The sequence below is a fragment of the Streptomyces sp. NBC_01723 genome, assembly GCF_036246005.1.
Lineage (GTDB): Bacteria > Actinomycetota > Actinomycetes > Streptomycetales > Streptomycetaceae > Streptomyces.
The window spans coordinates 6,636,156-6,658,260 of sequence record NZ_CP109171.1; the positions used below are offsets into that span (position 1 = coordinate 6,636,156).

A 22,105-nucleotide genomic window follows, 5' to 3' on the forward strand; every position below is an offset into this window, starting at 1 on the left:
TTACGGGACCTCCTGCCGTTCCGTGCGGCCGGCCGGTACCCGCTTGCCGCTGTTCCCCGGTTTCCCGGACCTTCCGGAGCGGGACCCCGCGTCGCGGCCGTGCAGCTCGATGGCCAGCGGGGAGGCGGTGAAGACCGACGAGTACGTGCCGACCGCCACGCCGATCAGCAGCGCGAGCGCGAAGTCGGTGAGCGAGCCGTCGGCGAGGACCGCCAGCGAGGCGAGGATGAGGACCGCGCCCATGCCCGTGTTGACCGTGCGCGGGAGGGTCTGCAGGATCGCGTCGTTGGTGAGCCGGTCGAACGGTGTCTTCCGCTCGCGGCCCAGCAGCTCCCGGACGCGGTCGAAGAGGACCACCGAGTCGTTGACCGAGTAGCCGATCACGGTCAGCAGCGCGGCCAGGAACACCCCGTCCACCGGCTTGCCCAGCCAGGCGAACACACCTACCAGGACGACCACGTCGTGGGCGAGCGCGCCGACCGCCGCCGTGCCGAACAGCAGACGGAACCGGGCCGCGAGGTACGCCAGCTGGGCGGCCAGGGCCAGGCCGAGGGCGATCAGGGCGTCCCGGCGCAGCTCCTCGCCGAGGCTCGGGCCGATCAGCTCGTCGCGGACCCTCTCCGCCCCGCCGCCCAGATCGGCGACGGTCCGGGTGACGGTCGCCGCCTCGGCGTCGGTCAGTTCCTCCGTGCGCACCGTGAGGTCGCTGTCGCCGGAGGACTGGACGACGGCGCGCGGGAAGCCCGCGTCGGCGAGGGCGTCGCGGGCCCGGTCGAGATCGACCCGGGTGGCGGTGGAGTACTCGACGAGCCGCCCGCCGGTGAACTCGATGCCGAAGTCCAGGCCCCGCACCAGGATGCCGGAGCCCGCCACCACGAGGACGACCAGGGAGGCCGCCAGCCAGCGGCGCGGGCGGCGCATCAGGAACGGGTCGCGGCGCAGCAGGACGTCCCGGACCGGACCGGTGGAGGAGATGCCGGTGACGCGCGGGCGGCGGAGGACGGCCGGGCGGCCCGCGGCGAACTCGGCCAGCACGCGGGTGATCACCAGCGCGCTGACCATGGAGGCCAGCACACCGATCCCGAGGGTGACGCCGAAGCCCTTCACCGGGCCGGAGGCCAGGAAGAACAGCAGGGCGGCGGCGATCAGCGTGGTGATGTTGGAGTCGGCGATCGCGCTGAAGGCGCTGCGGAAACCGGCGGTCAGCGCCGACCGCGTGCTCGGACGGTTACGGGCGGCCTGTTCCTCGCGGGCCCGTTCGAAGACGAGGACGTTGGCGTCCACCGCCATGCCGATCGACAGGACGAAGCCGGCCAGGCCGGGCAGGGTGAGGGTCGCGCCGACCGCGGCCAGGGCGGCGTAGGAGATCAGGCCGTAGCAGAGCAGGGCCACGGTCGCCAGGGCGCCCATGAGCCGGTAGACGACGATGATGAACAGCGCGGTCAGCGCGGTGCCGACGACGGCGGCCCAGGCGCCGGCCGAGATGGCCTCGTCGCCCAGGGTCGCGCCGATGGTGCGCTGCTCGATGGTCTCGACCGGTACGGGCAGGGCGCCACCCTTGACGAGCAGGGCCAGTTCGCGGGCCTCCGCGTCGTCGAACGAGCTGGTGATCTGCGTGGAGCCGCCGGTGATGCCCGCGCCGCAGGCCACGGAGGGGTCGACCTGCGGCGAGGAGATGATCTTGTTGTCGAGCACGATGGCGACCCGGCGCTGTGCGTCGCCGGCCGGGTGGCAGGCCGCCTCACCCGTCACCTGGGCCCAGCGGTCGCCGCCGGCGTCCTTGAAGTCGACGGTGACGTGCCAGCCCGCGCCGCTCTGCTGGTCGAAGCGGGCGTCGGCGCCCTTGACGTCCTGCCCGGTCAGCGCGGCGTCCTTCAGCCGCAGGTACTGTCCGGACTCGTCCGGCACCACCCGCTCGCCGTCCTCGGCGTCCGTGGCGTTCTCCGCCGCGCCGAGCACCGGGTGGACGGTGAGCTGCGCGGTGCGGCCCAGCACGTCGGCGGCCCGCTTCGGGTCCTGTACGCCCGGCAGCTCGACGACGACGCGGTTCTCGCCGGAGCGGACGATGGTCGGTTCGGCGACACCGAGGGCGTCGATGCGGCCGCGCAGCACCTCCACGGTGCGGTCGGTGGCCTCCCGGTCGGCCTCGGTGGTCTCGGTGGACTTGGTCTCCAGCACGATCTGGGTGCCGCCGCGCAGGTCGAGCCCGAGGCGGATCGGCAGGGTCAGGGTGATGGCCACGGACGCGGCCATCACGGCGAGTGCGACGAGCGCGCGGACGTTCAGGGAACGGGACCGCGAGCGCGTACGAGGGCGGGAAGGGGGACGGGAGCGTTTCAACACGGGCCTCCGGCGGGCACGCCGCGGCGGCGGCCGAGCGCGGCCGCGGCGGAAGAAGGGGAAAGGTCGGGGGCGAGGCGGCTCACGGGCCGGAGGAGAGGGGCGGTGCCCGACCGCTGTCATGGCTCCGGCGGCCGGGGGAGACCGGCGCCGGACCGGGCGCTGCCGCGGTCCGTGCGTGTGCCCCGGGGGCAGCGCCGGCGCCGTGCGCGGTGGCGGTCGCCCGGTGGTCCGGTGCCGTCGGGCCCTCGCCCGGTTGGTCGTGCCGGGCCCGGGGCTGGGCGGCGCAGGCCGGAGTACACCCGTCGTCCGCGTGCAGGTCCGGGGCGGGGTGCGGCAGTGCCGTCGCGGCGGCCGCCGCGAGGGGGCCACCGGGACCGCCGTGGCCGCCGACGGCGGGCCAGGCGGGGACCAGCGGCAGCAGGACACCGAGCAGGACGGTCAGTACGGTCGCGAGCCGCCGGCGCATGCACCGTCCTCTTTCGTTGTGGGTGGCTGGGCCTGGGGAGCCCGGGGCTCAGGGGGCTGTCAGGGCTCGATGAGGCCGGCGCGGATGGCGTACCGGGTCAGGTCCAGGCGGTCGCGCAGGCCCAGCTTGTGCAGCAGGTTGGCCCGGTGCCGCTGGACGGTCTTGACGCTGATGAAGAGGATCTCGGCGATCTCCTTCGAGGAGTGGCCCTCGGCGACGAGCTTGAGGACCTCCTCCTCGCGCGGGGTGACGACGTGGTCGGCGTTCTCCTCGCCGTGCCGGACCCGGTCCAGGTAGTTGCGGATCAGGGCGGTCACGGCGCCCGGGTACAGGAAGGGCTCGTCGCGCATCGCGGCGCGGCAGGCGGCGACCAGGTCGCGGTCGGCGACCGACTTGAGCACGTATCCGCAGGCCCCCGACTTCAGCGCCTGGAACAGGTACTGCTCGTTGTCGTGCATCGTGAGCATCAGGATGCGCAGCTCCGGCCGGAGCGCGGACAGCTCGCGGGCGGCCTGAAGGCCGGTGAGGCGGGGCATGGCGATGTCCAGGACCGCGAGGTCGGCGTCGTGGGCGCGCGCCATGTCGATGGCCTCCGCGCCGTCCCCGGCCTCGGCGACCACCTCCAGGTCCGGCTCCCGGTCGAGGATGAGGCGCACACCGCGGCGTACCAGCGCGTGGTCGTCGGCGAGCAGGATGCGGATCTTCGGGTCGGACATGGTCAGGGCTGCTTCCTGGGGACGGGTGCGGTGAGCCGGATCCGGGTGCCGGCCTCCGGCGCCGAGGTGATGTCGAGGGCGGCCCCGATCAGCAGGGCCCGTTCGCGCATGCCGCGGATTCCGGCGCCCTCGCACGCCGCCTCCATGCCGCGGCCGTCGTCGGCGATGGTGAGGGTCACCGCGCCGTCGGCGGGGGAGAGGCTCACCTCCAGCCGCTCGGCGTCCGCGTGCCGGGCGGTGTTGGTCATGCTCTCCTGCGCCACGCGGTAGAGGACCAGCTCGGTCTCCGGGTCCAGGGCGGGCAGGTCCGCGTCGAAGCGCCGCACCACCCGCAGACCGGTGTGGGCGGCGAAGTCATGCGTCAGCGAGGACAGCGCGCTGATCAGGCCCAGGTCGTCCAGCACGCCGGGCCGCAGTCGGCGCACCAGGCGCCGTACCTCGTCGAGGCTCTCCCGGGTGATCTCCTGAGCCTGCTGCAGCTCCTCGCGCAGGGGCTCGTGGGCGTCGTCCGCCGCGCGGCCCAGGACCAGCAGGATCGCGGTCATGCTCTGCCCGACCTCGTCGTGCAGCTCCTGGGCGATCCGCCGCCGCTCCGCCTCCTGGGCGAGCAGCACCCGGGCGGTGCTCGTGGCCCGCTCGTGCTCCAGCCGGTCGAGCATCGCGTTGAAGGTGCGGATCAGCTCGGGCACCTCGCCGCCGCCGGAGACCGGCAGCCGCTGCCCGGGGCGGAGCAGGTCCACCGTGGTCATCAGCTTCGTCAGCCGGTCCAGCGGGGCCAGGCCCCAGCGCAGCAGGGCGCCGTTGGCCACCAGCATCACGGCCAGGCCGCCCACCAGGATGACGGCCTCGGTCAGCAGGACCGGGACGGAGACGGTCACCGGAGCCCACAGCAGCAGTGCCGTGGCGAAGCCCAGCACCACCGCGTTGAGCCCGAAGATCCGCCAGAACAGGGACACCGGGGGTACGCCTCCTTCTGCGACGCTCCGACGGGTACGCCTCCACTGTCGGTCATCGCGCACCCTCGGGAGAGCTGCGGCCCAGGTCGCGACCGCGCAAGCGACCAGCTTCCCCCGTCCGTCGCCGCGGGTCGATGGGGTCCGACCCCCATTTCCCCGCCGGCCGCGCACCCATACGGCCGCCGGCCCCCACCGCCGAGTGGATCCCGCGTCCCCGCCGGAATGGGGTCTGCGACCGATGGGTTTCCGCCCGCGGTGCGGCCATGGTTGGGGATGACCGGGTCCGAACGGCCCGGCGATCGCCGTACCCGCGGCACGCCAGGACTTCCGAGAGTCCCGGGGTCCCGCGGGTTCCCGGAGTTCCGAGAGAGGGAAACACCGTGTCGCTCGACGCCCCCCGCACCGAACCCCGCCCCGAGCGGCTGACCGCCCACGAGGCGCGCCAACGTCTCGAACACGCCCGCGCCACCCGGATGACCCAGCTCCGGGCCCTCGACGAGAGCGGCCAGGCGGACGGCCGGCTCATCGCCGCGCAGCAGGACGCCATCGGACGGGTCCTCAAGGAGATCGAGGCGGCCTTCGCCCGCGTCGACGACGGGACCTACGGCGCCTGCCTGGGCTGCGGCAAGCCCGTGCCGGGGGAGCGCCTGGAGATCCTCCCCTATACGCGGTACTGCGTCGCCTGCCAGCGCCGTGCCGCCGCCTGACCACGTCGGTCCCCGTCTCCCGCCCTGCCCGAGGGGTGAAGTGGTGAACACACAGATCACCGGCCGCCGCGACGCGCGGCTGTCGCCCGAAGACCTCGCCGCGCTCCTGGACAACCTCCACGAGCAGCGGCTCTTCCGCGAGGAACAGGTGCGGCAGCTCTCCGCCGCGCCGCCCCGCGCCGACGACTCGGACCCGCGCGCCTCGGCCGCCCGGACCGAGGTGCGGACCGAGCTCGCGGCCTCCGCGCGCATGGTCCTCGCCGACGTGGAGGCGGCGCTGCGGCGCCTGGCGGAGGGCAGCTACGGCCACTGCCACCTGTGCCGGCGGCCCATCGACCGCGCGCACCTGATGATCGTGCCGCAGGCCCGCTACTGCGCCCGCTGCCGGCAGGTGCGGGAGGCCGGACGATGACCGCGCTCCGGCCGCGGCGTGCCGTCCTCGGCCGTCACCTTCCGTGGCGGCCGGGCCGCCGGTGCCCCGCCGTCGCCCTCGACCTGGGCAGCGCCCGCACCCGCGCCTGGGCCGTCGGGCGCGGCCTGATCCTCGACGTGCCGACGGTGACCTTCCCCGGCGCCGGTGCGGTGTACCCCGTCCAGCGCGGCGCCATCGTCGACGTGGGGGGCACGGCGCGGATGCTCGACCGGCTGCTCGGCCACCGCCTGCCCCGCCTCACCCGGCCGCTGGTCGTGCTGACCGCGCCGGTGCTGGACGGGTACGCCTACCGGAACGCGGCCCGCACGGCCGTCGAGGTGTTGCGGCCGCGCGGTGTGGTCACCGTCCCCGCCGCGCGTGCGGTGGCCCTCGCGGCGGGCGCGGACCTGTCCGCCCCGCTGCTGGTGCTGGACCTCGGCGCGCACCTCACCGAGGTGGTGCTCCTGGTCGACGGCGCCGTCTTCGACGCGCGCCGCACCGCGCTGGGCACCGCGGACGTCGACGACGCGACCCCGGCCCCGCGCATCGCCGAGGCGGTGGCCCACATGACGGCGTCGATGCTGCGGCAGGACCGCACGTCCCTCACCGCCGACGCGCTCGACCGGGGGCCGCTGCTCGCGGGCGGCGGCGCCCTGCGCCCCGACATCACCCGCCACCTCGCGTACACGGCCCTGCGCACCGTGCCGGCCCCGCACACGGCGGCCGTCCGCGGCGCCGCGCGGCTCCTGGAGGCCCCGCGCTCCCGTCCCCGGCCCACGGAGACCGGCCCGCCGGGGGACCGCACCGACTGAACCGGTGGCGGCACCCGGCGCACGGGAACGTCCCGCCCTTCGAGGCACCCCCTTTGCCGTAGGCGCCGCGTCCGGCGCCTACGGCCCCGTTCCGGCTGCCATGAGCCGGGAAGGAGGCACACCGTGGCCGGTGAGATCCCACCCGCCCAGCCACCACCGGGCGTTCCCGGCCCCCGTCCCGCAGGGTCGCGCCCGCCTCTCCTGCGGCGGTGGCGCCAAAACCCCTTGCGTCGCCGCACCGACCGGCTGCGGACCCGGCTCGCGCTCGGGCTGGTGCTCGGCGTCCTGGTGACGGCCCCGGCGGCGATGTTCACCGTCGGCGACGCGGCCCACCGGCACTACCGGAGCGTCGCCGCCCACGAGGCCGCGTCCCGGGACCAACGCCCCGCCGTCCTCGTCCGGGACGCCCCACGGCATCCGGAACCGGGGTCCGACGAGGCGAGGCACGCCCGGTATCCGGTCGAGGTCCGTTTCACCGGTCCGGACGGGACGTCGCGGACCGGGCGCACGGACGTCGAGCCGGGCAGGACCGCGGGCAGCACCGTGCTCGTCTGGGTCGACCCGGCGGGCGGCATCACCGAACCCCCGCTCAGCACGGAGCAGCTGCGCAGCCGCACGATGGGCTGGGCCATCCTGGCCTTCCTCGGCGTCGTCCTCACGGGTCTCGCCGCCCACGGCGTCGCCGGGCTCGTCCTGTGGCGCCGCGACCTCGCCGCCTGGGACGCCGCGTGGGCCGCCACCGCCCCGCGCTGGAGCAGGTATCCGTGAGAGGCGTCAGGCCGTCGCCGCGTCCGGGGCCGGCGGGGCGAGTTGCTGGGCCAGCCAGGTCGGTACGCCGCCCAGCAGCCGGAACAGCCGTCGGGCCTCCTCCCGGAGCCGGGACGCCTCCGGTTCGGTCTCCGCGTCCGCGAGGGACGCCAGCGCGGGCGCCGTGCCGACGAGGTACCCCAGCTCCTCACGGATCCGCAGGGACTCGGCGAAGCCGTGCCGCGCCTCGGCCAACTCGCCCTCCCGCAGGGCGAGTCCGGCCAGATGCCGCCAGGTGAAGGACAGCAGCAGCGGCTGCCCGTGCGCGGTCGCCCCGGCGTGCGCGCGCCGGTACGCGGCGCGGGCGGACTGCGGTGAGCGGCTCAGGTTCTCCGCGACCAGTCCGCGCCGGAAGTCCAGCAGCGCCCGCCCGCCGGCCCCCGGCGCGATGAGTGCCGCCGCCCGCCCCAGCGCGGCCCGCGCCTCGTCGGCCCGGTCGCGCACCTGGTGCACGGTGGCCGCGTAGGCGAGTTGCCCGCGTTCACAGGCGGCGGCCCCGCGCTCGTCGTCGTTGTGGGCCAGTGCCTCCGCGGTGCGCAGCGCGTCCTCGGCCTCCGCCCAGCCCTGCTCGGTGTACAGGCACCGCTCCACCAGCAGCGCGGTCCGCTGCAGGGCGGTGGCCGCGGTGACCGGCTCCAACAGGGCCGCCGCGTCGGCCCAACAGGCGCGCGAGCGCAACCGCCACACCGCGGTCTGGAGCGGATCGTCACCCTCGGTCGTTCCCCAACCAGAACCAGCCATGGCGGAATGCGCCACGTCGCCCTCCCCTTAGCACGCCATCGAGCTCTCGAGTGGTGGCCGCATCTCAGCACGGATCCGGCGGCCCGGCCAAGGGGATGGGTGAAAGATTTCACAAAGTCGTGGGACTTCCCGCGCCCGAGGTTTGGGGATGTCCCGGGCCCGGAAGCGCCCGCGCCTCAGCTCATCCGCAGTGCGAGGAAGAAATCCAGCTTGTCCTCCAGGCGCGACAGGTCACGTCCCGTCAACTGCTCGATCCGCCCGACGCGGTAGCGCAGCGTGTTGACGTGCAGGTGGAGCCGGTTCGCGCAGCGTGTCCAGGAGCCGTCGCTGTCGAGGAACGCCTCCAGCGTCGGGATCAGCTCGGCGCGGTGGCGGCGGTCGTAGTCGCGCAGCGGGTCGAGCAGCCGCGCGGTGAAGGCGCGCCGGACGTCGTCGGGGACGAAGGGGAGCAGCAGTACGTGCGAGGCCAGTTCCTGGTGACCCGCCGCGCAGACCCGGCCGGGCCGCGCCGCGGCCACCCGCCGCGCGTGCCGGGCCTCCTCCAGCGCCCCGCGCAGCCCCTCCGCCGAGTGCACGGCCGCGCTGACGCCGAGGGTGACCCGCCCGTCCCCGTCCAGGCCCGCGGCCAGCGGTTCCCGTACGGACTCCAGCAGCGCGTCCGCGAGGACGCCGGTCTCGGAGCCGTCGTGCTCGGTGGAGACCGCCGGCAGCGGTACGAGGGCCACGGCCTCGTCACCGGTGTGCGCCACGGCGATGCGGTCGGAGTGCTCGGGGCCCGTGGCATGCGGGTCGACGAGGATCTCCTCCAGCAGCGACTGGGCGACCGGGCCGGTCTCCGTCGCGCCGTCCTCCCACTCGACGCGGGCCACCACGACCTGCCAGTGCGGGGCGGCGCCGAGGCCGGGCAGCAGCACCGGCGCCGCCACCCGCAGCCGGGCCGCGATCTCGGCGGGCGCGGCGCCCGTCTGCACCAGCTCCAGGACCTCCTGCGCCAGCCGACGCCGCACCGTGCGGGCCGCGTCCCGCCGGTCCCGCTCGACCGCGATCAGCTGCGTGACCCCGTACAGCAGGTCGAGCCGCTCCTCGGCCCACTCCCCGGCGTCGGCCTCCACCACGAGGAGCCAGTCCGTCAGCACCGTCTCCCGCACCTCCCGGGACACACCCGCCGCCTGCGGCGCGCGGGCGCCGGCCCGCACCGGGAAGACGCTGTACGTGCTGCCCGCCACCGGCACCCGGTGCGGTGCGCGCCGCCCCGCGCGGGTGGCCGCCAGGTGCTCCGCCGCCAGCCGCGCGCACACCTCGGTGGGCAGCGCGGGGCCCGCCGCCTTCGAGCCCGCGACCGGCCGCCCGGTCGGCGACAGCACCCAGGCCCGCAGGTCCAGGTCGGAGCCGAGCAGGTCGAGGACCACGTCGGGGCCGCCGCCCGCGGGTCCCGAGGTCATCATCCGGCGGTGCCGGTCCACCACGGCCGCGAGGTCACCGGCCCGCTCGCCCGAGACCTGCCGGACGACGTGCTCGGTGATGGTCGCGAAGGCCACCGACTCGTGCACCGCGAACAGCGGCAGCCGGTGCCGCACGCAGGCCAGCACCAGGTCCTCCGGCACGCTCCCCAGCTCCGCCTCGCCGGCGGCCAGGGCGCTCACGCCGGACTGCACCAGGAGACGCACGAAAGGCTCGGAATCGTCGGCGTCCCGGCGCCAGGCCAGGCCGGTCAGCACCAGTTCACCGCCCGAGAGGTACCGGCTGGGGTCCCGCAGGTCGGTGGTCATCACGCCGCGGACCGATCGGTCCAGCTCGTCCTCGCCGCCGAGCAGCTCGAGGCCCAGCGCGTCGGTGTCCAGCAGTGCGCGCAGCCGCATTCTCGTCGCCGCCGATCTTTGTCTCGAAGTGTTCCAGGTCACGCGGCTGTGGCGCGCGGTTCCGGAGGAAAACGAGGAGGTTACTGAGGACCTCCTTTCATACGAATCTACAAGATGCCTGCCCTGGCCAGCCAACTCCTTCATGGTTTCTGCGACTGACCCCGGTGGAGCACAGGGCGGTGTACTGAGGCCAATCCACGTGAACAGCACATGAACGAGCCGGGCCCGCCGCACACGGATTGGCTCAATCTGTACGCCCCACAAGTAGACGAAGAAGAGAGCCGGTCATGGACTTCCTTCGCCCCGCCAGCTGGGAGGAGGCGCTCGCCGCCAAGGCCGAGCACCCCACCGCTGTGCCGATCGCGGGTGGCACCGACGTGATGGTCGAGATCAACTTCGACCACCGCCGGCCCGAGTACCTCATGGACCTCAACCGCATCGGCGACCTCCTCGAATGGGAGGTCGGCGAGGACTCCGTACGGCTCGGCGCCTCCGTGCCCTACACCAGGATCATGGAGGACCTGCGCGCCGAGCTGCCGGGCCTCGCCCTCGCCTCGCACACGGTCGCCTCCCCGCAGATCCGTAACCGCGGCGGCGTGGGCGGGAACCTCGGCACCGCATCCCCGGCCGGCGACGCCCACCCGGCGCTGCTCGCCGCCGGCGCCGAGGTCGAGGCCGAGTCGGTGCGCGGCAGGCGCCTGATCCCGATCGACCAGTTCTACACGGGCGTCAAGCGCAACGCCCTGGAGCCCGACGAGCTGATCCGCGCCGTGCACGTGAAGAAGGCCGACGGACCCCAGCAGTTCTCGAAGGTCGGCACCCGCAACGCCATGGTCATCGCCGTGTGCGCCTTCGGCCTCGCCCTGCACCCCGGGACCCGCACCGTGCGCACCGGCATCGGCTCGGCCGCCCCCACCCCCGTGCGGGCCAAGGCGGCCGAGGAGTTCCTGAACGCGGCGCTCGAGGAGGGCGGCTTCTGGGACAGCGGAAAGATCATCACCCCGTCGGTCGCCAAGCAGTTCGCGCAGCTGTGCTCCGCCGCCTGCAACCCGATCGACGACGTCCGCGGCACCGCGAACTACCGCCGCCACGCCGTCGGCGTCATGGCCCGCCGGACGCTGACCTGGACCTGGGAGTCGTACCGCGGCCCCCGCAACGCCACGGAGGGAGCTGCGTAATGCGCGTCAACTTCACTGTCAACGGACGTCCGCAGGAAGCCGACGACGTGTGGGAGGGCGAGTCCCTGCTGTACGTGCTGCGCGAGCGGATGGGCCTGCCCGGCTCCAAGAACGCCTGCGAGCAGGGCGAGTGCGGCTCCTGCACGGTCCGCCTCGACGGCGTGCCGGTCTGCTCCTGCCTGGTCGCGGCCGGCCAGGCGCAGGGCCGCGAGATCGTCACCGTCGAGGGCCTGGCGGAGTTCGCCAAGGACCGTGCCGAGGGCTGCGCGACCGGCGCCTGCGGAAGCGACGCCGGCAAGGGCACCACCCTCGACCAGGCCAAGCGCTGGCAGGCCGGCGGCACCGACTCGCAGACCGGCGAGGGCACCGAACTGGCCCCGATCCAGCAGGCGTTCATCGACGCCGGCGCCGTCCAGTGCGGCTTCTGCACGCCCGGACTGCTGGTCGCCGCCGACGAGATGCTGGAGCGCAACCCGAACCCGTCCGACGCGGACATCCGTGAGGCGCTGTCGGGCAACCTGTGCCGCTGCACGGGCTACGAGAAGATCATGGACGCGGTCCGCCTGGCCGCGGCCCGTCAGTCCGAGGGGGTCTGAACATGGCTGCCACCGGCGCACCCACCAAAATCACCCAGGGTTCCCAGACCAAGGGCGGCATCGGCGAGTCCACGCTCCGCCCGGACGGCACCCTCAAGGTCACCGGCGAGTTCGCGTACTCGTCCGACATGTGGCACGAGGACATGCTCTGGGGCCAGATCCTGCGCTCCACCGTCGCGCACGCCGAGATCGTCTCCATCGACACCGGCGAGGCCCTCGCGATGGCCGGCGTCTACGCCGTCATGACGTACGACGACCTGCCCACCGAGGTACGCAACTACGGCCTGGAGATCCAGGACACCCCCGTCCTCGCCCACGGCAAGGTCCGCCACCACGGCGAGCCGGTCGCCATCGTCGCCGCCGACCACCCGGAGACCGCGCGCCGCGCCGCCGCCAAGATCAAGGTGGAGTACCGCGAACTGCCCGTCATCACCGACGAGGCCTCCGCGACGGCGCCGGACGCGATCCTCGTCCACGAGGGCCGCGACGACCACCACATCGGCCACGTCCCGCACCCCAACATCGTGCACCGCCAGCCGATCGTCCGCGGCGACGCCGACGCGGCCGCCGCGCGCGCCGACGTGATCGTCAAGGGCGAGTACTACTTCGGCATGCAGGACCAGGCCTTCCTCGGCCCCGAGTCCGGCCTCGCGGTGCCCTCCGGGGACGGCGGCGTCGAGCTGTACGTCGCCACCCAGTGGCTGCACTCCGACCTGAAGCAGATCGCCCCGGTCCTCGGCCTGCCCGAGGACAAGGTGCGCATGACGCTCTCCGGCGTCGGCGGCGCCTTCGGCGGGCGCGAGGACCTGTCGATGCAGATCCACGCCTGCCTGCTGGCGATGCGCACCGGCAAGCCGGTCAAGATCGTCTACAACCGCTTCGAGTCCTTCTTCGGCCACGTGCACCGCCACCCGGCCCGCCTGTTCTACGAGCACGGCGCCACCAAGGACGGCAAGCTCACCCACCTCAAGTGCCGCATCGTCCTGGACGGCGGCGCCTACGCCTCCGCCTCCCCGGCGGTCGTCGGCAACGCCTCCTCGCTCGCCGTCGGCCCCTACGTGATCGACGACGTGGACATCGAGGCCATCGCCCTCTACTCCAACAACCCGCCCTGCGGCGCCATGCGCGGCTTCGGCGCGGTCCAGGCGTGCTTCGCCTACGAGGCGCAGATGGACAAGGTCGCCAAGGAACTCGGCATGGACCCGGTGGAGTTCCGCCGGATCAACGCCATGGAGCAGGGCACCATCATGCCCACCGGCCAGCCGGTCGACTCCCCGGCGCCGGTCGCCGAACTGCTGCGCCGCGTCAAGGCGATGCCGATGCCGCCGGAGCGCCAGTGGGAGTCCAGCGAGGGCGCCGACGTACGGCAGCTGCCCGGCGGTCTGTCCAACACCACGCACGGCGAGGGCGTCGTCCGCGGCGTCGGCTACGCGGTCGGCATCAAGAACGTCGGCTTCTCCGAGGGCTTCGACGACTACTCCACCGCCAAGGTCCGCATGGAGGTCATCGGCGGCGAGCCGGTGGCCACCGTGCACACCGCCATGGCGGAGGTCGGCCAGGGCGGCGTCACCGTCCACGCGCAGATCGCCCGCACCGAGCTGGGCGTCACCCAGGTCACCATCCACCCGGCCGACACCCAGGTCGGCTCGGCCGGCTCCACCTCGGCCTCCCGGCAGACGTACGTCACCGGCGGCGCCGTGAAGAACGCCTGCGAGCTGGTGCGCGAGAAGGTCCTGGAGATCGGGCGCCGCAAGTTCGGCTCCTACCACCCCGCCTGGGCCACCGCGGAACTCCTGCTGGAGGGCGGCAAGGTCGTCACCGACGGCGGCGAGGTCCTCGGCGACCTGGTCGACGTCCTGGAGGGCGAGGCCGTCGAGGTCGAGGAGGAGTGGCGGCACCGGCCGACCGAGCCCTTCGACCTGCGCACCGGCCAGGGCAACGGCCACGTCCAGTACTCCTTCGCCGCACACCGCGCCGTCGTCGAGGTCGACACCGAACTCGGCCTGGTCAAGGTCATCGAACTGGCCTGCGCGCAGGACGTCGGCAAGGCGCTCAACCCGCTGTCGGTCATCGGCCAGATCCAGGGCGGCACCACCCAGGGGCTGGGCATCGCCATCATGGAGGAGATCGTCGTCGACCCCAAGACGGCGAAGGTCAGGAACCCCTCCTTCACGGACTACCTGCTCCCCACCATCCTCGACACGCCGACGATCCCGGTCGACGTGCTCGAACTCGCCGACGACCACGCGCCGTACGGGCTGCGCGGCATCGGCGAGGCCCCCACCCTGTCGTCCACCCCGGCGGTCCTCGCGGCCATCCGGAACGCGACGGGGCTGGCGCTCGACCGCACGCCGGTACGGCCGGAACACCTCACCGGCACGGCGTGACGCAGGGGGTGTCGTCCGGATCGGGCCGGCTCCAGGCAACGGCGCCCATGGAACCGACCCCGCGATCCCGGCCGGATCCGGACGACACCCCCTGAACCTCCGGGCGGCGCACGGAACGTCACACACTCCGCGCCGCCCGGAGCGCCGACCGGGTCCCGTCCCGCTCGCGGGCCTCGAAGTACCAACCCACATGCGTTCGTCTCGGGCCGTCCCCCGGGTCGTGCACATCCCAAATCCCCGCAGCCGCCCCAGCGGCACGCGCGGGTGCCCCTTTGAACCTTGGGAGACGGCCCCATGACCCAGCAGTCAGTGGAGCCCAAGACCACCGCCGAGGAAGCGGGCGCGGGTTCCCGCGTCCCCTCCGGCCGGTCTTGGCTCGACCGGTACTTTCACATATCGCACAGAGGATCCACGGTCGCGCGTGAGGTGCGCGGCGGCATCACCACCTTCATGGCGATGGCGTACATCGTCCTGCTCAACCCGGTTCTGCTCGGCGGCAAGGACGTCGCGGGCGACACCCTGAGCCAGAAGGCCCTGATCACCGCGACGGCGCTCGCCGCGGCGGTCACCACGCTCCTCATGGGCTTCATCGGCAAGGTGCCGCTGGCCCTGGCCGCCGGGCTCTCGGTGTCCGGCGTCATCGCCGGCCAGGTCGTCCCCCAGATGACCTGGGGCCAGGCCTTCGCCATGTGCGTGATGTACGGCGTGGTCATCATGCTGCTCGTGGTCACCGGGCTGCGCGAGATGATCATGAACGCGATCCCGCTCGCCCTCAAGCACGGCATCACGATGGGCATCGGCCTCTTCATCGCCATCATCGGCCTGGTCAAGGGCGGCTTCGTGCACGCCGGCGAGGCGACCCCGCTCACCCTCGGCCCCGCCGGTGAACTCGCCGGCTGGCCCGTGCTGCTCTTCGCGGGCACGCTGCTCCTGATCTTCATGCTCCAGGCGCGCAACACCCCGGGCGCGATCCTGATCGGCATCGTCACCGGCACCATCGTCGCGGCGGTGCTGAACGCCACCGGGGTCATCGACCCCAAGCAGTGGGCGAACGGTGCTCCGGAACTGCACGGCAGTGCGGTCTCCATGCCGGACTTCTCGCTCTTCGGGACCCTGGAGTTCGGCGGCTGGGGCCAGGTCGGCGCGATGACGGTCGGCATGATCGTCTTCACGCTGGTGCTGGCCGGGTTCTTCGACGCGATGGCCACCATCATCGGCGTCGGCACCGAGGCCAAGCTCGCCGACGACAAGGGCCGCATGCCGGGCCTGTCGAAGGCGCTCTTCATCGACGGCGCCGGCGGCGCCGTCGGCGGTGTGGCGGGCGGCTCCGGCCAGACCGTCTTCGTGGAGTCGGCCACCGGCGTCGGCGAGGGCGCCCGCACCGGGCTCGCGTCGGTCGTCACCGGCGCGTTCTTCGCGGCCTGCCTCTTCTTCACGCCGATCACCGCGATCGTGCCGCAGGAGGTGGCCTCCGCCGCCCTGGTCGTCATCGGCGCGATGATGATGATGAACGCCCGCCACGTGGACTGGGCCGACCGGGCCACCGCGATCCCGGTCTTCCTGACCGTCGTCCTGATGCCGTTCACGTACTCCATCACGGCGGGTGTCGCCGCCGGAGTGATCTCCTACGTCGCCATCAAGGTCGCCCAGGGCAAGACCCGGGAGATCGGCGCGTTCATGTGGGCCCTGACGGTGATCTTCGTCGTCTACTTCGCCCTCAACCCGATCGAGAGCTGGCTGGGCGTGCACTAGCCGCCACGACGGGAACCCTTTCACGTACCCCTTGTCTCAGGAGGACCGACAGATGCTGGACATCGCCGACGAGCTGAACCGGTGGGTCGAGCAGGGACGCGACTTCGCCGTGGCCACCGTGGTGGCCGTCGGCGGCAGCGCCCCCCGCCAGCCCGGCGCCGCCCTCGCGGTGGACGCCGGGGGCACGGCGATCGGCTCGGTCTCCGGTGGCTGCGTGGAAGGGGCCGTGTACGAGCTGTGCCGGCAGTCGCTGGAGGACGGCGAAACCGTCCTGGAGCGCTTCGGCTACAGCGACGAGGACGCCTTCGCCGTGGGTCTGACCTGCGGCGGGGTCATCGACATCCTCGTGACTCCGGTACGGGCGGCGGACCCCGCCCGACCGGTGCTCGCCGCCGCGCTCGCCGCCTCCGCACGGGGGGAGGCGGCGGCGGTGGCGCGGGTCGTGAGCGGTCCGGCGGAGCTGATGGGCCGCGCGCTCCTCGTCCACCCGGACGGCTCCCGGGCCGGCGGGTTCGGCGCCCACCCCGAACTGGACCGGACGGTGGCCGCCGAGGCGGGCGCCTTCCTGGACGCCGGCCGCACGGGCACGCTGGAGATCGGTGAGCAGGGCTCGCGCTGCGGTGCGCCGCTCACGCTGCTGATCGAGTCCTCGGTGCCCGCCCCCCGCATGATCGTCTTCGGTGCGATCGACTTCGCCTCCGCGCTGGTCCGCGCCGGAAAGTTCCTCGGCTACCACGTGACGGTGTGCGACGCCCGCCCCGTCTTCGCGACCCGGCTCCGCTTCCCGGACGCCGACGAGATCGTCGTCGAGTGGCCCCACGAGTACCTGCGGCGCACGGAGGTCGACGCGCGCACGGTGCTGTGCGTGCTGACCCACGACGCCAAGTTCGACATCCCGCTGATCAAGCTGGCGCTGCGGCTGCCGGTGGCGTACATCGGCGCGATGGGCTCGCGCCGCACCCACCTGGACCGCAACGCGCGCCTGCGCGAGGTCGGCGTGAGCGACCTGGAGCTGGCCCGCCTCAGGTCGCCCATCGGCCTCGACCTCGGCGCCCGCACCCCCGAGGAGACGGCCCTCTCCATCGCCGCCGAGATCGTCGCCACCCGCCGCGGCGGCACCGGCGCCTCCCTGACCGGCGCCCACACCCCGATCCACCACGACGGCCCGACGACACCGGCGGGGCGGATCGGGTCGGTGGCCTAGGCGTATCGATCACGAGCGTCGTCTACGCCGGGCGGAAGCGAATCCGGGCAGCCCCCGCCCCGTCAGCGGCGCGTCAGGGACACGTCCGCCACCACCGGCCGGTGGTCCGAGGCCACCGCTTCCTCCGGTACGGCAGCGCCGCGTACCCGCACGCCCCTGCCCACGGTCACGTAGTCGATCCGCTTCACGGGGGCCGCGGCCGGGAACGTGCCACCGGTGCCCGTCCCGGCGTCGCGCAGCTCCCGCCACAGCGGCCCCAGCTCGGGGGCCGTCGGCTCGGCGTTGAAGTCGCCGAGCAGCACCTGGCGCGCCCCGGGCCGGGCCGCCCGCTCCCGGGCCATGATGCGCCGCGTGTCGGCGACCTGCACGACCCGCACGGCCGGGTCGGCCCGGTAGTCGAGGTGGGTCACGAACACCTGCACCGGCACCCCGCGCACCTTGAGCGTCACCTCGCCGAACCCGGGCGCGGGAGCCGGCACCGGGTTCTCGTCCTGCGTGGACAGGCGCGTGATCTCGTGGTTCGCCTCGGACCGGATCGCGAAGCGGGACAGCACCGCCACGCCGTACTCGCGCCGGGGGCCGCCCGCCGTCACGGGGTCGAGGCTGTAGATCGGCGCGAACGACACCCGCATCCCCAGCCGCCGCGCCAACTCCCCGGCCACGTCGAGCCCCTGGCTGCGGTCACCCCAGTGCACGTCGACCTCCTGGAGGCCGATCACGTCCGCGTCGAGGGCGCGCAGCGCGGCGGCCTGCCGGTCGAGGTCGAAGACGCCGTCCGAGCCCGTGCCGGCATGGATGTTGTAGGTGGCGATGCGCAGCGGAACGGTGTGACCCTGACCGGCAGAGGCGGGCGGTGCCGCCACGGCCAGCGTCAACAGGGCTCCGGCGACGGACAGTTGGACGAAGGTGCGCGCTCTGGCAGACATGACGGCACGGTACGCGGGAATCGGGCGCCGCGAGCCGCGCCGCGCGAACTCGTCGCCGGGCCGTACCTCGTCCGCCACCCCGGGTTCACGGTCGGCGCAGCAGTTGGTTGACCGCGCGGCCGAAGACGTAGCGCCCCGACCCGCCGAGCGCGCGGTCGAAGGCGGACGGCAGCAGCCGGACGTCCAGTTCCTCGCGCCACAGGACCCGGGTCCGGCCGCCGGGACCCGGGCGCACCTCGATCTCGGCCCACCCCCGCACCAGCCGGCCGCGCTTCTCCAGCCGGCACCGGCCCGGCGTGTCGTCCCCGGGCGGCTGCCAGACGGTGACCTCCATCCGGTCGTCGAAGGCGAACGGACCGCCGCCGGTGCGGGCCACGATCACCGTGCCCCGGCGGGTGGGCCCGGGCGTCTCGACGGTGACCCGGGTCAGCGGTACGGCGTCGCCGTGGCGGGACCAGGTGGTGAGGCGCCGCCACGCCTCGTCGAGGGGGAGTGGGGCGGTGCGTTCCAGCGAGAAGATGACCACGCGACGATCGTAGGGAACGCGGGCCCCGGGCTGCCTCGGCCGTCCGGGCGGTGCCGCGCCCACCAGCAGCCCATCCGCGGACCTCACGCTCGGTGACATGTGGACGCATGTCCGGAAACGGAGTGCGTCCGTGAGCGTTTGAGGCGCCCGCGCCGCGGCACCCGCGAAGCCGAGACGGACCCCCGCGACACCTCGCCGCTCGGAGCACCCCTCATGCGCAACATCGGTACCGACGCCCCGTCCCACGACCCGCGCCACCCGCCGCAGCGCCCCGGCACCGCGGCGCGCCGGGGAAGGGCTGCCGCATGAGCGCCGGACAGGGCGGCGCGGGACCCGGGAACGGCTACGCCGTCGTCGTCCCCACTCTCGTCCGCGACTCCCTGGCCGACTGCCTGGCCGCGCTGGCCGCCGCGACCGGTCCCGGCCCCGACGAGATCGTCCTGGTCGACGACCGGCCCGGGTCCCGCGCCGACCCGGGCGCGCTGGAACACCCGCTGACCGTCCTCGGCGACCTGCGCGAGCGCACGGTGGTCCTGCGCAGCGGCGGACGCGGCCCCGCCGCCGCCCGCAACACCGGGCTCCGCGCGGTCACCGCGCCCTGGACCGCGTTCCTCGACGACGACGTCCAGGTCGGCCCGCACTGGTGCGGGGAGCTGATTCAGGACCTCGCCGAGGCGGCTCCCGACACCGGTGCCGTGCAGGGGGTGATCGCCGTCCCGCTGCCCGGCGAGCGCCGCCCCACCGACTGGGAGCGCGACACCGCGGGGCTCGCCCGGGCCCGCTGGACCAACGCCGACATGGCGTATCGCACCGTCGTGCTCCGGCAGGTGGGCGGCTTCGACGAACGCTTCACCCGCGCCTTCCGGGAGGACGCCGACCTCGCGCTGCGCGTCCTCGACGCCGGGTGGCGCATCCGGCGGGGCCGCCGCACCACCCGGCACCCCGTACCGCCCGCCGCCCGCTGGGTCTCCCTGGGGCAGCAGCGGGCCAACGCCGACGACGCCCTCATGCGACGGCTGCACGGCCCCGACTGGTGGGCCAAGGCGGTGGCGCCCCGGGGCCGGATCCGGCGCCACGCGGCGATCACCGCGGCGGGCGCCGCGACCCTGGCCCTCACCGTCGCCGGGCGGCCCCGCGCCGCGGCCGTCACCGGCCTCGGCTGGGCGGCCGGCACCGCCGAGTTCGCCTGGGCCCGCATCGCGCCCGGCCCGCGCACCCGCCACGAGGTCACGACTGTGCTGGTCACCAGCGCGCTCATCCCGCCCACCGCGACCTGGCACCGGCTCAGCGGCCTGTGGTGCCACCGCAACGCCCCCGCCTGGCGGGAGAGGCCCGCATGAGCCCCCCGAAGCCCGGCCGTCCCGAACGGCCCGACCGCCGGCGCCGGGAACGGCCCCCCAAGGAGGTGACCCGATGAGGATCGCCATGGTGTCCGGGCACGCGAGCCCCCTCAGCGAGCCCGGCGGTGACGCCGGTGGGCTGAACGTCTACGTGGCCCGCCTCGCCGAGGAGCTGGCGGCGCGCGGACACGACGTCACGGTGCACACCCGCCGCGACGCCGCCGACCTGCCCGCCCGGGTCGCGCTGCCCGGCGGCGTGGTCGTCGAGCACGTGCCGGCCGGCCCGCCCCAGGCGCTGCCCGTGGACGGGCTCCTGCCGCATATGGGCAGCTTCGGCGCACACCTGGCCCGGGTCTGGGCCCGGGAGGCACCCGACGTGGTGCACGCCCACTTCTGGCTCTCCGGCCTGGCCGCGCGGACCGGCGTACGGCCGCACGGCATCCCCCTCGTGCAGACCTTCCACACCCTCGGCACCGGCACCGGCACCGGCACCGGCACCGGCGGCCCGCCCGAACGCGTCGGCGCCGAACGGCTGCTCGGCCGCGCCTGCCGACGCGCCCTGGCCGTCAGCACCGACGAGGCCGACGCCCTCGGCGCCCTGGGCGTACCCGCCCGCCGGGTGTCGGTGGTGCCCTGCGGAGTGGACGCCGAGCACTTCCACCCCGCCGCCGACACCGGCCGCACCCCCGAACGCCGCCAACGGCACCGGCTGCTCGCCTGCGGACGGCTGGTGCCCGGCAAGGGCTACGACCATGCCGTCCGCGCCCTCGCCGAGATCTCCGACGCCGAACTCCTCGTCGCGGGCGGCCCGCCGGCCGGTGCCGTGGCGGCCGACCCGGAGGCCCGGCGCCTGACCGCGCTGGCCCGCCGCACCGGTGTCGCCGACCGGGTCCGGCTGCTCGGCGCGGTCCCCCCGGACGACATGCCCGCCCTGCTCCGCAGCGCCGACCTGGTGCTGTGCACCCCCGTCCAGGAACCGTTCGGCTTCGTGCCGCTGGAGGCCATGGCGTGCGGGGTGCCCGTCCTCGCCACCGACGTCGGCGCCCACCGCGACTGCGTGGCGGACGGCAGCACCGGCCGCCTGGTCGCGCCGGAGGACCCCGCTGCCCTCGCGGACGCCGTCCGCGCGCTCCTCGCCGAGGAACGGCTGCGCCGCCAGTACGGCAGGAACGGCCGCGAACGGGTCCTGCGCCACCACACCTGGGCCCGGGTCGCCGACGCGGTGGAACAGGTCTACCGCCTGGCCCTGCCCGAACCGCCCCCGGCGACCGGCCCGTCAGCGCCCGACGACCGGCTCGAAGGCCTCGCGCACATCGGCGCCGGAGGGCGTGACGGCCATCCGTGACGGCAGACTGCCGAAGTACCCGAGCCGACCCGACCCGGACGGCACCCGCGCCGTCCTGGACCGGCTGGTCCGCGCCCGGCTGCTCACCCTCGACGACGGCACCGTCGCACTCGCCCACGAAGCGCTGATCACCGCCTGGCCCAGGTTGCGCGGCTGGACCGACCCCGAACGCGACCGGCTGCGCGTCCACCGCGTCCGCTCCGAGGCCGCCCGCACCTGGACCGGCCTCGGCCGGGAGAACGCCGCCCTCTACGCGGACTCCCGCCTGGCCGCCGACCACGACGCGTTCCAGCCCGACCACGACGCGTTCCAGCCCGACCACCACGCCGAACTCACGCCGACGGAGCGCGAGTTCCTGGCCGCCTCGACCGGCCGGCGGCGGCGCGCGGTGTGGCTGCGGCGCGGGCTGCCGGCCGCGCTCGCCCTGCTGGTGCCGGTCGCGTCCGGCACCGCCGTCGTCGCCCTCAGACCGCGCGACACCGCCCGGGCCGAGCGGGACGACGCCGTCTTCGGCCGGATCACCGCCGAGGCCGACCGGCTGCGCCCCACCAGCACCCCCCTGTCCGCCCGGCTCGACGCCGCCGCGCTCGGCATGCGCTCCACCCCCGAACTCGCGACGGCGCGCTCACCACGGACGCGGGCCGGGTGCTGTCCACCCGGCTGCCCGGACACCAGGGCATCGGCAGCGCCGTGGACTTCGCCCCCGACGGGCGGACCCTCGCGAGCGGCGGCGAGGACCACGCCGTACGCCTGTGGAACGTGGCCGACCCCGCCCACGACGAGGCGTTCGGCGGCCCCCTGACCGGCCACCTGGACACGGTCACCTCGGTCGCGTTCGCGCCCGGCGGCGACACCCTGGCCTCCGCCGGCGACGACCTGACGGCCGGGATCTGGACCCTGGACACGGACCGGGTCGTCCGGCCCGTCTGCGCCCGCACCGGCGGCGACCTCACCCCCGCCCGCTGGCACGAACTGCTGCCGCAGCTCGCCTGCCGGCCCACCTGCCGGTAGCGCCCTCGGCCCACGGTCACC

At 74.5% G+C, this 22,105-nt stretch carries 21 protein-coding genes; 13 read left to right on the forward strand and 8 right to left on the reverse strand.

Annotated features, from left to right (window positions below; translation table 11 throughout):
• From secD to OIE75_RS31235, 4 genes are all read right to left on the reverse strand, one after another.
• Window positions 1-2,340: a protein translocase subunit SecD gene (gene secD / locus OIE75_RS31220; RefSeq protein WP_329472932.1), complete on the reverse strand. Its 2,340-nt coding sequence runs from the start codon at window positions 2,338-2,340 to the stop codon at window positions 1-3.
• A gap of 82 nt (window positions 2,341-2,422) precedes the next feature.
• On the reverse strand, window positions 2,423-2,809 hold the full coding sequence (locus OIE75_RS31225) for a hypothetical protein (RefSeq protein WP_307015824.1): 387 nt from the start codon (window positions 2,807-2,809) through the stop codon (window positions 2,423-2,425).
• A 59-nt stretch (window positions 2,810-2,868) separates the two neighbouring features.
• Window positions 2,869-3,525, reverse strand: a complete 657-nt coding sequence (locus OIE75_RS31230; protein ID WP_307015825.1) for a response regulator — start codon at window positions 3,523-3,525, stop codon at window positions 2,869-2,871.
• A gap of 2 nt (window positions 3,526-3,527) precedes the next feature.
• On the reverse strand, window positions 3,528-4,481 hold the full coding sequence (locus tag OIE75_RS31235) for a HAMP domain-containing sensor histidine kinase (protein WP_163016108.1): 954 nt from the start codon (window positions 4,479-4,481) through the stop codon (window positions 3,528-3,530).
• A gap of 380 nt (window positions 4,482-4,861) precedes the next feature.
• Here OIE75_RS31235 and OIE75_RS31240 point away from each other — a divergent pair, with 380 nt between their 5' ends.
• The 4 genes from OIE75_RS31240 (at window position 4,862) to OIE75_RS31255 (ending at window position 7,180) form a co-directional block, all read left to right on the forward strand.
• Complete coding sequence (locus OIE75_RS31240) at window positions 4,862-5,188, forward strand: TraR/DksA C4-type zinc finger protein (RefSeq protein ID WP_307015826.1); 327 nt, start codon at window positions 4,862-4,864, stop codon at window positions 5,186-5,188.
• Between the two features lie 40 nt (window positions 5,189-5,228).
• Window positions 5,229-5,600, forward strand: a complete 372-nt coding sequence (locus tag OIE75_RS31245; protein WP_329472933.1) for a TraR/DksA family transcriptional regulator — start codon at window positions 5,229-5,231, stop codon at window positions 5,598-5,600.
• Entirely contained in the window at window positions 5,597-6,412 is an 816-nt protein-coding gene (locus tag OIE75_RS31250; RefSeq protein ID WP_307015828.1) for a rod shape-determining protein, read from the forward strand. The genes OIE75_RS31245 and OIE75_RS31250 overlap by 4 nt, the downstream gene beginning before the upstream one ends.
• Window positions 6,413-6,535: 123 nt before the next feature.
• Entirely contained in the window at window positions 6,536-7,180 is a 645-nt protein-coding gene (locus tag OIE75_RS31255) for an Rv1733c family protein (protein WP_329472934.1), read from the forward strand.
• A 6-nt stretch (window positions 7,181-7,186) separates the two neighbouring features.
• Here the strand turns inward: OIE75_RS31255 and OIE75_RS31260 are convergent, their stop codons facing one another.
• The gene (locus tag OIE75_RS31260; protein ID WP_329472935.1) at window positions 7,187-7,975 is read right to left on the reverse strand and encodes a hypothetical protein; all 789 of its coding nucleotides are present in this window, start codon (window positions 7,973-7,975) and stop codon (window positions 7,187-7,189) included.
• Window positions 7,976-8,136: 161 nt separating this feature from the next.
• Window positions 8,137-9,819, reverse strand: coding sequence for a PucR family transcriptional regulator (locus OIE75_RS31265; RefSeq protein WP_307015832.1), 1,683 nt, complete (start codon window positions 9,817-9,819; stop codon window positions 8,137-8,139).
• 287 nt (window positions 9,820-10,106) lie between these two features.
• On the opposite strand from OIE75_RS31265, the gene OIE75_RS31270 reads away from it, so the two are divergent.
• The 5 genes from OIE75_RS31270 (at window position 10,107) to OIE75_RS31290 (ending at window position 16,936) form a co-directional block, all read left to right on the forward strand.
• The gene (locus OIE75_RS31270) at window positions 10,107-10,997 is read left to right on the forward strand and encodes an FAD binding domain-containing protein (RefSeq protein ID WP_329472936.1); all 891 of its coding nucleotides are present in this window, start codon (window positions 10,107-10,109) and stop codon (window positions 10,995-10,997) included.
• Window positions 10,997-11,593, forward strand: a complete 597-nt coding sequence (locus tag OIE75_RS31275; RefSeq protein ID WP_307015836.1) for a (2Fe-2S)-binding protein — start codon at window positions 10,997-10,999, stop codon at window positions 11,591-11,593. The genes OIE75_RS31270 and OIE75_RS31275 overlap by 1 nt, the downstream gene beginning before the upstream one ends.
• Before the next feature lie 2 nt (window positions 11,594-11,595).
• Complete coding sequence (locus OIE75_RS31280; protein ID WP_329472937.1) at window positions 11,596-13,980, forward strand: xanthine dehydrogenase family protein molybdopterin-binding subunit; 2,385 nt, start codon at window positions 11,596-11,598, stop codon at window positions 13,978-13,980.
• A gap of 294 nt (window positions 13,981-14,274) precedes the next feature.
• Window positions 14,275-15,732, forward strand: a complete 1,458-nt coding sequence (locus OIE75_RS31285; protein ID WP_307015838.1) for an NCS2 family permease — start codon at window positions 14,275-14,277, stop codon at window positions 15,730-15,732.
• 52 nt (window positions 15,733-15,784) lie between these two features.
• Entirely contained in the window at window positions 15,785-16,936 is a 1,152-nt protein-coding gene (locus OIE75_RS31290; protein WP_329472938.1) for an XdhC/CoxI family protein, read from the forward strand.
• Window positions 16,937-16,998: 62 nt separating this feature from the next.
• Here the strand turns inward: OIE75_RS31290 and OIE75_RS31295 are convergent, their stop codons facing one another.
• On the reverse strand, window positions 16,999-17,862 hold the full coding sequence (locus OIE75_RS31295; protein ID WP_329472939.1) for an endonuclease/exonuclease/phosphatase family protein: 864 nt from the start codon (window positions 17,860-17,862) through the stop codon (window positions 16,999-17,001).
• An 85-nt stretch (window positions 17,863-17,947) separates the two neighbouring features.
• Complete coding sequence (locus OIE75_RS31300) at window positions 17,948-18,388, reverse strand: SRPBCC family protein (RefSeq protein WP_307015841.1); 441 nt, start codon at window positions 18,386-18,388, stop codon at window positions 17,948-17,950.
• A gap of 305 nt (window positions 18,389-18,693) precedes the next feature.
• Between OIE75_RS31300 and OIE75_RS31305 the strand changes: the two genes are divergently transcribed.
• From OIE75_RS31305 to OIE75_RS31320, 4 genes are all read left to right on the forward strand, one after another.
• A complete protein-coding gene (locus tag OIE75_RS31305; RefSeq protein ID WP_307015842.1) occupies window positions 18,694-19,728 on the forward strand; it encodes a glycosyltransferase in 1,035 nt (344 codons plus the stop codon).
• Window positions 19,729-19,801: 73 nt separating this feature from the next.
• Window positions 19,802-21,073: a glycosyltransferase gene (locus OIE75_RS31310; RefSeq protein WP_329472940.1), complete on the forward strand. Its 1,272-nt coding sequence runs from the start codon at window positions 19,802-19,804 to the stop codon at window positions 21,071-21,073.
• Complete coding sequence (locus OIE75_RS31315) at window positions 21,057-21,875, forward strand: nSTAND1 domain-containing NTPase (RefSeq protein ID WP_307015844.1); 819 nt, start codon at window positions 21,057-21,059, stop codon at window positions 21,873-21,875. The genes OIE75_RS31310 and OIE75_RS31315 overlap by 17 nt, the downstream gene beginning before the upstream one ends.
• Entirely contained in the window at window positions 21,764-22,084 is a 321-nt protein-coding gene (locus OIE75_RS31320; protein ID WP_307015845.1) for a WD40 repeat domain-containing protein, read from the forward strand. Before OIE75_RS31315 ends, OIE75_RS31320 begins: the two co-directional genes overlap by 112 nt.
• Window positions 22,085-22,105: the final 21 nt, after the last annotated feature.